Source organism: bacterium (genome assembly GCA_022616075.1).
Taxonomy (GTDB): Bacteria; Acidobacteriota; HRBIN11; order JAKEFK01; family JAKEFK01; genus JAKEFK01.
On record JAKEFK010000166.1, the window covers coordinates 1 to 12,668 of the forward strand.

General features: G+C 48.0%; 12 protein-coding genes. 6 read left to right on the forward strand and 6 right to left on the reverse strand.

Annotated features, from left to right (window positions below; translation table 11 throughout):
• Window positions 1-323: 323 nt before the first annotated feature.
• A complete protein-coding gene (locus tag L0156_13060) occupies window positions 324-1,013 on the reverse strand; it encodes a response regulator transcription factor (GenBank protein MCI0603926.1) in 690 nt (229 codons plus the stop codon).
• Between the two features lie 191 nt (window positions 1,014-1,204).
• Between L0156_13060 and L0156_13065 the strand changes: the two genes are divergently transcribed.
• Window positions 1,205-1,795 (forward strand): DUF1572 domain-containing protein, encoded by a 591-nt coding sequence (locus L0156_13065; GenBank protein ID MCI0603927.1) that lies wholly within the window; start codon window positions 1,205-1,207, stop codon window positions 1,793-1,795.
• Here the strand turns inward: L0156_13065 and L0156_13070 are convergent.
• From L0156_13070 to L0156_13080, 3 genes are all read right to left on the reverse strand, one after another.
• Window positions 1,710-3,128 (reverse strand): aminotransferase class I/II-fold pyridoxal phosphate-dependent enzyme, encoded by a 1,419-nt coding sequence (locus tag L0156_13070; protein ID MCI0603928.1) that lies wholly within the window; start codon window positions 3,126-3,128, stop codon window positions 1,710-1,712. The genes L0156_13065 and L0156_13070 overlap by 86 nt on opposite strands.
• A gap of 106 nt (window positions 3,129-3,234) precedes the next feature.
• Window positions 3,235-4,161: a proline dehydrogenase family protein gene (locus L0156_13075; GenBank protein ID MCI0603929.1), complete on the reverse strand. Its 927-nt coding sequence runs from the start codon at window positions 4,159-4,161 to the stop codon at window positions 3,235-3,237.
• Between the two features lies 1 nt (window position 4,162).
• Entirely contained in the window at window positions 4,163-5,074 is a 912-nt protein-coding gene (locus L0156_13080; GenBank protein MCI0603930.1) for a dihydrodipicolinate synthase family protein, read from the reverse strand.
• A 43-nt stretch (window positions 5,075-5,117) separates the two neighbouring features.
• On the opposite strand from L0156_13080, the gene L0156_13085 reads away from it, so the two are divergent.
• On the forward strand, window positions 5,118-6,122 hold the full coding sequence (locus L0156_13085) for a hypothetical protein (protein ID MCI0603931.1): 1,005 nt from the start codon (window positions 5,118-5,120) through the stop codon (window positions 6,120-6,122).
• A gap of 94 nt (window positions 6,123-6,216) precedes the next feature.
• Window positions 6,217-7,395, forward strand: a complete 1,179-nt coding sequence (lhgO, locus tag L0156_13090) for an L-2-hydroxyglutarate oxidase (protein MCI0603932.1) — start codon at window positions 6,217-6,219, stop codon at window positions 7,393-7,395.
• Window positions 7,396-7,423: 28 nt separating this feature from the next.
• Here lhgO and L0156_13095 read toward each other — a convergent pair whose 3' ends face one another.
• Window positions 7,424-7,792, reverse strand: a complete 369-nt coding sequence (locus L0156_13095) for a cupin domain-containing protein (protein ID MCI0603933.1) — start codon at window positions 7,790-7,792, stop codon at window positions 7,424-7,426.
• Between the two features lie 109 nt (window positions 7,793-7,901).
• On the opposite strand from L0156_13095, the gene L0156_13100 reads away from it, so the two are divergent.
• The 3 genes from L0156_13100 to L0156_13110 all read left to right on the forward strand — a co-directional run bounded on the left by L0156_13100 (window position 7,902) and on the right by L0156_13110 (window position 10,031).
• The gene (locus L0156_13100; protein ID MCI0603934.1) at window positions 7,902-8,999 is read left to right on the forward strand and encodes a DUF4062 domain-containing protein; all 1,098 of its coding nucleotides are present in this window, start codon (window positions 7,902-7,904) and stop codon (window positions 8,997-8,999) included.
• A gap of 84 nt (window positions 9,000-9,083) precedes the next feature.
• Window positions 9,084-9,437 carry a helix-turn-helix domain-containing protein gene (locus tag L0156_13105; GenBank protein ID MCI0603935.1) on the forward strand — a complete coding sequence of 118 codons (354 nt, stop codon included), beginning with the start codon at window positions 9,084-9,086 and terminating at the stop codon, window positions 9,435-9,437.
• 204 nt (window positions 9,438-9,641) lie between these two features.
• On the forward strand, window positions 9,642-10,031 hold the full coding sequence (locus tag L0156_13110; protein MCI0603936.1) for a hypothetical protein: 390 nt from the start codon (window positions 9,642-9,644) through the stop codon (window positions 10,029-10,031).
• A gap of 2 nt (window positions 10,032-10,033) precedes the next feature.
• On the opposite strand, the gene L0156_13115 is transcribed toward L0156_13110, so the two are convergent.
• A complete protein-coding gene (locus L0156_13115; protein MCI0603937.1) occupies window positions 10,034-12,430 on the reverse strand; it encodes a sulfatase-like hydrolase/transferase in 2,397 nt (798 codons plus the stop codon).
• Window positions 12,431-12,668: the final 238 nt, after the last annotated feature.

Here is a 12,668-nt window from a genome sequence, read left to right on the forward strand (position 1 = left end):
ACGATTTGCGTGGTTTTCGATCGCCTCCAATCCAAGTTTTTCCGCCCAGTTATCGGCCACTACCGTTCCGTCAGGCAGCATAATTGTCAGTCGGTCTTCGGTATGAATCACCTCGATGATCGATCGCGGGTGTTGCAGAAGCTGCGGATTGCCTGCAAGAAGACCCGCCAGCATCTCCGTCTCCTTTTTCAAATTTTCCTTTAGACTCTCCAGAGTTGTGGATTGCAGTTTGGTATAGAGGAGACCCCCGAAAAAAATACAAAAAACCAAAATCGAGGCGAGGAGAGAAAGAAAAACTTTCCAGAAAAAACGTTTGGGAAACATCAAACCGGCGCTTGCTCTTTCAGTTTATAACCGAAAGATTTAATCGTGGAGATGGCCTCTGATAAAAACGGAATTTTTTGCCTTAACCTTGTTACATGCACGTCGACAGTTCGTGTGGAGCCGAAGTAATTGTATCCCCAAACATGGTTGAGAATCATATCGCGTGTTAACACCCTGCCTTTATTCTCCAGCATGTAAAGCAAAAGCTCAAACTCTTTCGCAGTCAGTTCCACTTCAGTTCCGTTCCAGCGCACTTCGTGTTTAACGGTATCCAGACTGAGTCCACCGTACTCGAATTGCTTTTCAGGGATCGAACCCTCTCTGCGCCGGATGTGCGCTTTCACGCGAGCCATCAGTTCCTTCGCGCTGAAGGGCTTCGTTACATAGTCATCCGCGCCTGTCTCGAGGCCTTTCACTTTATCCGCCTCTTCAGCTTTTGCCGTCAACATGATGATCGGAATATCCCTTAATCTTTCATCCGCTTTCAAGCGTTTGCAGACTTCGGTTCCGTCCAGCCGGGGTAACATCAGATCGAGAATGATCAGATTGGGGACCACCTTTTCTGCGATCTCCAGCGCAGAAAAGCCATCTTCCGCAACATGAACACGATAATTATCTTTTTCAAGATAGTAACGAAGGACCTCAATGATGTCCTTTTCATCCTCTACTACAAGAATGTTTTTTCGCATGTCTTCCTTTTGTTTCTATAATATTCAGTAGAATAAACTCTATCAAACGAGCATAGTTCGGGACGTTTACAGGGACATAAACAACATGTTTCTGATATGTTAAATCTAACGAAGTAGCGCGGACGTCTCGTCTGCAGCTGCTCGCAGGTGGGACGCCCGCGCTACTTTGATTATAGGAGCGAGATACCTAAATGGACCTGAATACATCGTACATTCAAGACGTTGTGGCACGGATGCAGGAGCTGAAAAAGCTTGCGGAAGGAGCGATTGCCCAGATTGAAAAGGACCAGCTTTTTCAGACATGGGATGAGGAAACGAACTCGATTGCAATCACGATGAAGCATGTGGCAGGAAACATGCGTTCGCGATGGAAAGACTTTTTGACAACCGATGGAGAGAAGCCGGACAGGAACAGGGATTCGGAATTTGTCGTTGAGGCTGCTGACGATGTTGAAACCTTGATGAAGCGATGGCAAGAGGGATGGAGCTATTTGTTTGAAACGCTAGGATCCCTCACTGGTGAAGATCTTGAGAGAACGGTCTACATTCGCAAACAACCGCATACCGTTTATCAAGCGATCAACCGCCAGTTGATTCACTACGGTTGTCATGTGGGACAGATTGTTTTTATGGCAAAACATCTGGCAGCCGGTCACTGGAAATCGCTGAGCGTTCCACGTGGCGGATCGCAGGCGCTTAATCGGGCGAAAGGGCTTGCTTACACTCAACCCGAAGGGTCTCCATCAACTCATCCAGATGAGAAGTCCGGGTCCGGAAATTGACAGGATTGATACGGAACCAGTGCAATCCTTTTAATACTGTAGTAGAAATCCAGAACCTGCCCCCTTCTTCGATTCTGCGGGCAACTTCCTGATGGATGCGCGTGAGACGCTCTTCGTCCACGCCTTGCGGTTGATACCGGATGCAGATGGCGGACATCAGCGGCTTCACAGCGGGAACAAATTCCGCATTGCAGAGTTTGTACAAATGCTCCGCGTGCTCGATATTTGCGTCGATCCATTCTCCAATCTGTTTTGTGCCGTAGCGCTTGAAACTCATCCAGACCTTCAAGCTGCGGAATCGCCGGGATTGCTCGAGTCCATGGACATAGTACTGGTACCGCTCATCTCGTCTATCCAATTCATCCGTAAGATAGGCCGGTTTCATCCCGAAAGATTGCGTGAGCTGAGATTCGTCTTTTACGAGCACCGCTCCCGCATCCAGAGGAGCGTAGAACCATTTATGAGGATCGAGTGTAACGGAATCCGCAAGTTTCACGTCGTCCAGTAGCCCCGCTCTTTTGCGTGAGAGAAAAATTCCACCACCGTACGCGGCATCCACGTGAAACCAAGCGCCGATTCGATCGGCAATTTTCCGGAGCTCGCGCAAATCATCCACGGACCCTGTATTTGTGGTGCCGGCAAGTCCAACGATGCAAATAGGCCGGATATTGTTTTGTTGATCCTGTTCAAGGGCCTTCTCCAGCAAATCGATTCGGACCCGGAACTCGTTGTCGGTTGGGATCGCTCGCATTTGCTTCCGTCCGATTCCAACACAATCAACGGCCTTATCCACCGATACGTGCCGCTCTTCGGAAACGTAAACGGAATACGATTGGCGCAATCCTTCGTGTTGAGCTACGTTGCCTGTTGCCGCATCTCTGGCCAGCTTCAGGCCGATGAAATTGGCCATCATGCCTCCGCTGGTCAGATTCCCGCCGGCGCGCGAGTCGTATCCAATCAAATCGTTCAACCAGCGGACCGTGCGCCGTTCCATTGCAACCGCAGAAGGACCAATTGTATACGTGCCCACATTTTGATTGAGCGCAGAAGCGAGTAGGTCCCCCAGTATTCCCATCGGCGTCGGTGTGGGAGTGATCAGACCGAAATATCCCGGATGGTTCACCTGCGCACAGTAAGGGAGAAGTTTCTTCTGCAGCTCTCTCAACACATCTCCGGCAGATGATGGCTCTTCCGGCACACTTTCATTGAAGAGTTCGTAAAGCTCGCGAGGTTCCACACGCGGGAATAAGGGCTTTTCTTCAATATGTTCCAGATAATCAGCAATCCAATCGATCATCGAATGACCGGTATCACGAAATTCCTTAATGTTCATAGCAATCCAGCTCCATTTTATTGAACAGAAGAACGCAAAGGACGCAAAGAAAAAGATTCTTTATCTTCGCGTTCTTAGCGGCCTTCTGTTCAAAAAATAATGTTTCTTAGGTAAAAAAGTTTTCGATGACAAACATTACGTTTGCAGGGCGCTCCGCGAGTCTCCGCATGTACCAGGGAAACCAGTAATCTCCGTAGCTGATCAGAACGCGCACCCTGCATCCTTCCCGCACAAGCCGGAGTTGATCGTTTCTCCTGATTCCATAAAGCATCTGAATTTCAAAAGCGTTCAACGGAACATTTTTCTCCCGGGCGGCATCGAGAATTCTGCGGATCAAAAGTTGATCATGCGTGCCAAAGCCGACCCTGATCTGTTTCTGTTTTATTTGTGTGAGCAATGTTTGAGCAAGTTTGAAGTAATTTTCATCATTTTCTGATTTGGCTGCGAATGCGATTGTCGCCGGTTCCGCATAGGCGCCTTTCACAAGACGTATTCCCGGCCAGGCTGGTAGAAGTTTTTCGAGATCTTCAGCCGTTCGATACAAATAAGATTGTAGACAGACGCCGGTGTTGGGAAACTCTTCGCGCACGTGATAGTAGAGGTCCAGAGTTGCAGATGTATACTTGCTGCCTTCCATATCTATCCAGACATGGTTTCCTTTTTCACTGGCGCTCACGATCAGGGCTTTTAAGTTCTCGTAACAGAGATTCAAATCCTGATCCAATCCGAGTTCCGTTAGCTTCACTGAAATTTCTGCATTCAGACCACGCGCTTGAATCTGATCCAGCAGTTGCAAGTAATGATCCTTTACCTGGTGTGTTTCCTCTGTGGTCGTTACATTCTCTCCAAGATGCGTTAAGACTGACGAAAGCTGGAATCGCTGCAAATCAGCTGCGGCATTCAAGGCATCTTCAATGGTTTCGCCCGGCATGAAACGCATCACCGATTTTTGAACAAAGCGGTACCGTGGTAATCGTTCGCGCAGTGTTTGATTGCGCGAAGTCCATAGAAAGAAAGTTCGGCCTATTCCCATGCTATATCCACGGACAACCTTCTGCTTTTAGCCACGAGAATAGTTCATCGAGGGCGCGCTGAGTAGAAGGATCCACGTTTGCGCCTGGAGAACGCACATTGGATCGATCGATTGCACCGCGGCGTCGGAGGATTTCTTTTCTGATTGCCATCCCGATCCCTTCCTGAAATTCGAATCGCATCAAAGGAACATAGCGATAGAAAATCTCTTTTGCTTTCTCCAGCTCCCTTAAATGAAAATGCCTGACAACCTGGACCAAAATTTCAGGAAACGCAAACCCTGTCATGGCGCCCGTTGCTCCACTCAACAGTTCTTCCAGTAAATACATCCCACCCAGGCCACCAAAAATCGCAACAGCATCGGCACCAGGAAGCTCACGGATCCGCGCAATTTTGAGGGGCGTGGGCGGATCCTCCAATTTAATAACTCGCGCCTGCGGAATTTCCGTAGCGATGCGTACCAGAAGAGAAGGTTCCATCGCATAACCGGAAATCGGCGGATAGTCCTGAACGACAATTGTTGTATCGACCGCGTCCGATAACATTTTGTAATGACGAATCACAGCTTCGCTGTTCAGTTTTGGCATGCGCGGCGGCGAGACCATCACTGCAGACGCGCCTGCAGAAACCACTGCCCGGCTATGTTCAATACAGGTATGCGTCCCTTCTGCTGTTGTCCCAACTACAACAGGAACGCGGCCGGAAACATGACCCAAGACAATGTTGACTATCGCGCTCCGCTCCTCTTCTGTTAATCGCGCTGTTTCACTCGTCACGCCGAGCGCAGTGAAACCGGAAACTCCGGCCTTCAGAAAAAGATCGATGATTCGCGTCAGACCATTCGCATCGACGCTGCCGCTCTCCGAAAACGGCGTGGGCAGAACAGAAAACACTCCTTCAAACTGCGACATCATTTGAACTCACTGCATTGTATTCTAAAATGAGAACGCGAGCGACATGATGATTCAAACTCTGATGCATCGATGGGAGCGCCAGCTTTCCCTTCGCGATAAAAACAGAACAACTCTTCCTTTTGAATGGGGATTGGATTTTCTCGACGATTTTCAAACATCCGAAAATCCAAAAACGGCGATCTTTCGCTTCAATCAGAAGGCTATTTCAAGAAGTTCTGAATTTTTTACTCACCAGGTTCGCAACTATACAGTCTCCGAAAAAATATTGGAATACAGAAGCAGTGTTGCTTCTCCTTACAATCGAAACAACCTGGCGCGATGTCGCATTTACGAAGCGAAGGATCGAACCAACCGCGCGGTCATCGTTCTTCCGCAATGGAATGCAAATGAAACGAGTCACGTTGCTTTATGCCGTCTTCTTGCGCGACTTGGAATGACGACTTTGCGATTGACGCTTCCTTATCATGAAGAACGAAATCCCGTGGGGCCCCGGGCAGACTACATGGTCAGTCCCAATCTGGGCCGAACCATCCAGGCGATCCGTCAATCTGTTCTGGATGCTAGAAACGCGGCGGATTGGCTCGAAGGTGAAGGTTATTCGCGCATTGGTCTGATGGGTACAAGCGTTGGTTCTTGCATCAGTTTTCTAACTTTCGTTCACGATCCCCGATTCAAGGTTGGTGTCTTCAATCACGTTTCCTCTTTTTTTGGTGATGTTGTGTGGAACGGAATCAGTACGCAACATGTTCGAATCGGGATCGAACCACATCTGACAAAAGATGAATTGCACGATGCATGGGCGGTGATCAGCCCGAATTCATACGTGTCGCGTCTAAATGACGACAGCCGCAAATATCTGCTGATTTCCGCGCGCTACGATCTCACTTTCCCACCGGATCTATCTCACTTGCTGTTTGAAGAACATCACAGGCACGGAATTCCATACGATGTATCATTTCTGCCCTGCGGTCACTACACCAGCGCGATGACCCCTTTCAAGCATCGAGTCGGCTACCTGATTGCAAACTATTTCCGCAAACACTTGTGATTAATTTACCGCAGAGAACGCTGAGAGCGCAGAGTGAAGAGAAAGAAATTCTTTTTTCTTTGCGTTCTCTGCGATCTCTGCGGTGAAAAAAATTATGAAGGAATGTAAGTTTCTCATCATAGGTGCGGGAATTATCGGACTTACGATCACTCGGGAATTGCTACAGCGTGGCCACAAAGACATTCTTCTGCTCGAAAAGGAACCGGGGCCAGGCTTTCATGCAAGTGGCAGAAACAGCGGTGTGCTTCATGCTGGAATTTATTATTCAACAGACTCCTTAAAAGCGCGCTTTTGTATCGATGGAAATAGAATGATGAAGGAGTATTGCCGCAGCAAGAATCTGGCTCTGGTGGAAAGCGGCAAAGTGATTGTGGCCCTCAAAGAAGCACATTTGAGCGGTTTACATGAATTAAAAAATCGCGCCGAGCGCAATGGAGCAATTGTTCACCTTATTGATTCAAACGAACTGAAAAAGCTGGAACCGTATGCGTCTACATATAAGGATGCGCTGCATTCGCCGAATACTGCCGTGATCGATCCGCTGCAAATTCTGATTGCGCTTCAGAAGGAAATTGAAGATTCAGGCAGAGCAGCAATCCTTTTCAACAGCGAGCTCGCGGGAATCGAGTCGGATCGCACCGTACGCACCTCGCAAGGTTCGATCCGTTTCGAAAAGTTGATCAACGCTGCGGGAACCTATGCAGATCGCATCGCTCATCAAATGAATCTGGGAAATGAATACAGGATCCAGCCTTTCAAAGGGACGTATCAACAATTAAAGCGAGAGGAACTCGTGAACGGAAATATTTATTCAGTTCCTGATCTGAAGAATCCCTTCCTGGGAATTCACTTTTGCAAAAATGCGCACGGCCAGGTGACGCTAGGCCCGACTGCTATACCTGCCCTGAGTCGCGAGAATTATGGTCCATTTGAGAATTTAGAACCGGAAACATTCTCTATTCTGTACCGTGACGCGATCCTGCTCGCGCAAAATCCTGCATTCCGGAATGCCGCATCGGTTCAATTACGAAAGTATTCGAAGAAGGTTCTGTTTGAGGAAGCTCATGCCATGGTGCCGGACCTGAAGCTGGAAGATTTGCAGCCATCCAACAAGGTTGGTATTCGAGCGCAGTTTGTGCACTGGCCGACTCGTGAGCTCGTGATGGATTTTATTGTTTTGCAAAATGCTCATTCTGTGCATGTGTTGAACGCTGTTTCCCCTGCTTTTACTTCTTCGATGGCCTTCGCAAAATACGTGGCGGACCAGATTTAACCGTCAAGACGCCAAGGCGCCAAGTTTTTTATTCTTGTTGGTCCCGGTGCACGGTATCCATCGAAAAAGCAGGAAGGCAAACGGCGATGTATTCAGCGCCTTCTTCACCGGGCGTGCTGTATTGAACCCATTCGCCGGAATGAACAATGATGGCTTCCCCCGCATGCACATCAATTCTTCCCTGCACTGTTGTCACGCAGAGCATTCCTTTTAGAACAATGGTGAATTCTTCAAATTCCGGCGTTTGTCCCGGTTCAATCCAGCCGGAGGGACTATTCATCCTGGCAACACTCACAGCGGAAGTTTTTGAGTTCACTCGGCCGATGAATTCTTCAATCCGCTTCGGCTTGTTTCCTGCCGCTTCAATCACTGTGGGTGACTTAATGTGAGTAGGCATAAATTTGTAAAAGACAATATATACCGGAATCCATTCCGCAAACACTGCCAGGCCGAAAGCCAGTTGGGACCGTACCGCGGAGATATAATGCTATTGTCGGGTGTGGGATATGTCTGATCAGACAACCGTCTTCGTCAGCTCTTCGTGGGCGGACCTCGAAGTTCATCGGCGTGCCGTGCTTCAAGCTCTTGCTCAACTAAAGAAACACGTTGAAGCTATGGAGTACTTTGGCGCTTCATCCGATTCGCCACTGGAAACGTGCCTCAAGGCGATTGAAAAATCCACAGTTTACATAGGAATGATCGGAACGAGATATGGTTCGGCGGCCACCAAAGATGGAATTTCATACACACACGCGGAGTATCTCCACGCAAAGGCCTTAAGCAAGAAGATTCTGGTCTACATGATGGATGAAGAAAGACACCCGGTGCTGCCTAAATATGTGGATACAGGCGAAGCGGCGGTCAGACTTATGAATTTCAAGCAGGAACTCACAGCCAGTCATGTGTGCAAAGTATTTGTTTCGGCAGACAATCTTGCAGGCCAGGTCGCGATAGATCTAATTCGGCTGTTGGAAGATATGGGACAGCATATTCGCAAGGCACTTGAGCAGACAGGATTCCGGCGTTTTCTGGTCAATGCGGGCTTCGACGTGTCCGGATCAGACCTGCAGCTCAATTTAACGCCTGTTCTGGATGAGCGGGGCTCGGGAACACTGAAATTCAGTTCTGGGGATCTCGATTCATTAATGGCAGCAGGTTTCCTCATTGAACAGATGCGCAAAGGGGACTTTGAACTGTTGAAACAATTCATCAGTTTCAAGCCTGAGGTCTGGCGACATCTGGCAATCCTTCTCCCACATGAGTCTCTGAATGAAAGAGCGCTTTCGCAGATTATCAGAACATGCAAAAGCAGTTTGGAACTGCGCACTTTTATTCGAATCGCCGGAGCGGCTCGGGCCACAGGTTGTGCAGAAGAAATCTGCAAGAGACTTTTCGACGCTCAGAATCATCAGAGGAGCATCCAGGAATACGGCGTACAGGTAACACCGTTTAACGAAGTGGTCAAAGAAGCACTGATGGCAATGCCGGGCGTAGATGATGTAATTGTCAAGTACATGACACTGGCGAAATCGAACAAGAGATGGCAAGCGAAGCAAATCCTGAAAGCTGTTTTAACTGCGAGGGGCCGCAACAGACCCGTTTAATAATTAGAAAACCCACTCGCAGAGAACTGAGTAATCATTTTTGAAAAGACAATATATACTGTGCGGGGCGCTTCAGGCAAAAGGATGGCTACTTCACGAATCATAAAGTTTCCGGAAAAGGAAAAAAAAGAGACTGGCAAGAAGGGGAAACCCGATCCACGCGAAAAACTCTCCAAAGAACTTCTACAGGAACTGCAAAAAGATGAAGCCTACAGGGAGTTTGCCTCAGCCGAAGAAGTTTACAAGTTAATCGGCGAATCTCTTGGTAAAGTTCGTAAAGCAAAGAAAATGAGCGTCGCCGATCTCGCACAAAAGGTGGGAAAATCGGAAAAAATCATCCTTCGAATGGAAAAAGGGGAATACAAACAATACACAATGAAGCTTCTGCTTCAACTCGCTCACGCCTTGAAAGCCAAACTCCGCATCCAGTACGAGTAAAAATTCCAGAATTCAAGCATCAAAATACAAATAAGTCTCAAGCACCAAACAAACAAATTTCAAACAAAGACCTTGGGGAGGTTTGATCATTGAAATTTGAGCCTTGGAACTTATTTGGAATTTCGAATTTGGGACCTGATATTTCGGCTAGCCGAGAGCAACCTTTCCTGGCCATGCACCGTCTAAGTAAACAGGAAGGATGATATGAAGAAAGTAATTAGCGTAATTTTACCGTTGATTCTAGCCGCGCAATTGCCCTTCGGCACAATGAAGTATTTGACTTCAGAGTGGATGAACAGCATTGAGTATGGTTTGAAATGGACAGAACTGATGGTGAGTGGTTATCCTGGGGCTTCTGAAACACAAGAATCAGAAGAAATCATACCCCATGGCGAAGTAACGATGACAGTGACACTCGCCAGCGCCATCCCGGAAATTGAAGAGCTCCCCATGATCGAAATTGAAAAAGAGATCTGCCAGGTTCACATGCAGCAAGAATTACAAAAGAAACACATAAAAATCTTGCGGCGCAATCTTGACCTCAAAAATCACCGTTTGATTCGGGTCGGCACAGTAAATCTGGTTCAGTTATAAGGCTACTGAATATAGCCCAGGCTGCGGAGGCGCTCCAATTCTTCTTGAGACAAGCTTTTTGCGGCGTCAGTATCAGGCTTCAAAGCATTGGCAGCTGATTTCTGTCTCCACTCATCGATCAATTTCGATAACTTTTTAACGATCTGAGGGTTCTGGGCCGCTACGTTTTTCTTGTTGAGTGGATCTGAAGTCTGATGAAACAACTCGTATTCCGGGACGTTGCTGCTGCTTTTAGTATTGTGGATCAATTTCCATTCATCGAGCACAACAGCAAAGGACTCATCCTCTTGTGGCGGAGGCGAAGCGTTGTCGCTGGTTACCGCTTTCATTGAAAAAGCCGGACGGGTTTTCCAGACTCCTGAAACCGTACTCGCTTCCGCCGCATTACCGGAACTTTTTGTGTGTAGTAGAGCCGTCATGCTTTGTCCTTGCATGTTCTGCGCCGCTTTCAGGCCACTGAGTTCCAGAATTGTAGGCATCACATCCACTATTTCTACAGTATCCGTTATGGTTAGCCCTCCACGAAGCGTTCCGGGACGCCAGAAAATCAGTGGAACATCCGTCAATTCACCATAGACGGTTTGACCATGAAACATTCTTTCATGTTCCAGAAATTCTTCACCATGATCCCCGGCAAAAACCAGCAATGTTTTCTCTTCGAGGTTGTTATTTCGCAAGAACTGCATCAGTCTTCCGATTTCTGAATCCATGGCCCGGATAGAACCGTCGTACCAGCCCTCAGCGTAAGTCACAAACTCTTCGGGATTGATTTTCGCTTCGAGCATTTCACGGCGGTCCGGCATTCCAAAAGCCCTTAACAACGGATGTTTAATTATTTTCCGTGCGTTCTCCAACTGTTTTTCATGTTCCGCTTTTTTCGCAGGATCAGACCAGAGCGTGTTGTATGGCGGATACGGTTCATATGGATCATGGGAATCATAAGCATGCAAAAACACAAAGAAGGGCACATGCCGATGAGTGTCCAGCCAGGGAAGCAAGCGGTCGATATAATCACGAGACGTTTTGCTGGATTGCGGATTGGGTAGTGAAGAATCCTCATGCAATTGTTCGAACCCCTGATGAAAATTGCTATAGGTCGCCGTAAATAAATTGGAAGAAAAACCGATCGTTGCGTAACCAGCCTTCTGAAAAATCTCCGCCAGTGTTTCGGCTGATGAAGGAAGACGATCATCAAAGTCGATCACACCATGTGCTGTGGGATACAGGCCTGAAAATAAGGTAGGACTCGCGACTTTTGTCCATGTCGCCTGGGTAATGCAATTCTTAAACAGAACTCCTTCGGATGCGATTCTCTTTACATTGGGAGCGGTGCTGCGATTGTAACCGTAGACATCCAGATGATCCTTTCTTAGAGTGTCGGTCCAGATCACGATCACACCTTGTGGAGGTTTTGTACTTGCTTTACTCGATTGTTGTGAGATGCGGCTGCGGACGGCGGGTGATCCCCAGAAACCGATCATTCCCGGTTTCTCAGTGGCGATTGTGAGTGCGAGGGATGCCTCCCTGCCACTGCCGCTGAGCGGAACCGTCACAGGCTGCCATACGTGCGGTCTGGTAACGGTCCGTTCAAAAACGGTTTTCTCCTTACCTTTTTTCTCATTCAAGGTAATTCGAAAAGTTACTGGGCCGTCTTCGATTGTGCCAATATTGAGATCCAGCCATGGATTCTTCGGCATCGTCAGATCCAAACGAATGACTTCCGGAGAGCGCGAAACGATTGTCTCGTGGTAAATCCCTTTGAGCCCCTGCCAGCTCACGCCGGAAGGGATGGTCGCAAGATACTCCTTCCGAAATATCAAACGGATCGACTCGATTTCAAACTCGGCCTCGCTCTGATCCGTGGGAACAACAAGTATGTGCCTGGTATCAGAAGAGGGGTATGCAAATCGTGGTTTCAATGTGTACGACTGAACTTTCGAACCGGCAATTACAGGAGTGCTTTCCAGCAGAGCGCTGAAATCCCGCACATTTGCTTTTGCCTCTTCGGGGTCGAATTTTTCCGCACCCAAAAATCCAATCCTGAAGTTAGCCCCGGCTGAAACACGAATATTTATTTCAATGCTGTGAATTACGTCGGCATTCTCCTTCGATGTTTTCCTTTCCAGATGAAGAATCGGATTGTTACCGGTACTACGCCCTGTCATCATTCCATTGCGAACAGTCAAACCAGCAACGCTGTCCACGCCCTCCCAACCGGCCAGACCCTCCGTAAACCTGAACTCAGTTTTCGGAATTGTTATAGCGGGATCCGCTGGTAGGGATGATGAAGATTTTTTCAACGTCACCAGTCGCACTGTTTGCAACGGAGCCGGCGTTTCCGCGCGACACCCAAGGAAAAATAGAAGCACTAATAAACAGAAATTTTGTTTAGAAAACATTTGGAAAAAGCCTCCAGCTGCTGGAATGATCAACAAATTCCATACGAGCATACCCTTTTCATTGGATGTAGACAAATCTTACTGCGCAATTCGGGACGTGAGGCCGAGCTTGTTGAAAAATCAAAGAGCTGGTTTTCCTAGTGGGAGCGCGGGCATCTTTGCCCGCAAAATGTTTGTCGAGCGAACGGGTTTTTGCGGACTGGAAGTCCGCGCTCCAGCTCATTTTTCAACAAGCTCG

What these genes read in the sequence shown, in the direction of transcription:
- L0156_13060 (MCI0603926.1), bottom strand. Translation starts at nt 1,013, where the DNA reads ATGCGAAAAAACATTCTTGTAGTAGAGGATGAAAAGGACATCATTGAG.
- L0156_13065 (MCI0603927.1), top strand. Translation starts at nt 1,205, where the DNA reads ATGGACCTGAATACATCGTACATTCAAGACGTTGTGGCACGGATGCAG.
- L0156_13070 (MCI0603928.1), bottom strand. Translation starts at nt 3,128, where the DNA reads ATGAACATTAAGGAATTTCGTGATACCGGTCATTCGATGATCGATTGG.
- L0156_13075 (MCI0603929.1), bottom strand. Translation starts at nt 4,161, where the DNA reads ATGGGAATAGGCCGAACTTTCTTTCTATGGACTTCGCGCAATCAAACA.
- L0156_13080 (MCI0603930.1), bottom strand. Translation starts at nt 5,074, where the DNA reads ATGATGTCGCAGTTTGAAGGAGTGTTTTCTGTTCTGCCCACGCCGTTT.
- L0156_13085 (MCI0603931.1), top strand. Translation starts at nt 5,118, where the DNA reads ATGATGATTCAAACTCTGATGCATCGATGGGAGCGCCAGCTTTCCCTT.
- lhgO (MCI0603932.1), top strand. Translation starts at nt 6,217, where the DNA reads ATGAAGGAATGTAAGTTTCTCATCATAGGTGCGGGAATTATCGGACTT.
- L0156_13095 (MCI0603933.1), bottom strand. Translation starts at nt 7,792, where the DNA reads ATGCCTACTCACATTAAGTCACCCACAGTGATTGAAGCGGCAGGAAAC.
- L0156_13100 (MCI0603934.1), top strand. Translation starts at nt 7,902, where the DNA reads ATGTCTGATCAGACAACCGTCTTCGTCAGCTCTTCGTGGGCGGACCTC.
- L0156_13105 (MCI0603935.1), top strand. Translation starts at nt 9,084, where the DNA reads ATGGCTACTTCACGAATCATAAAGTTTCCGGAAAAGGAAAAAAAAGAG.
- L0156_13110 (MCI0603936.1), top strand. Translation starts at nt 9,642, where the DNA reads ATGAAGAAAGTAATTAGCGTAATTTTACCGTTGATTCTAGCCGCGCAA.
- L0156_13115 (MCI0603937.1), bottom strand. Translation starts at nt 12,430, where the DNA reads ATGTTTTCTAAACAAAATTTCTGTTTATTAGTGCTTCTATTTTTCCTT.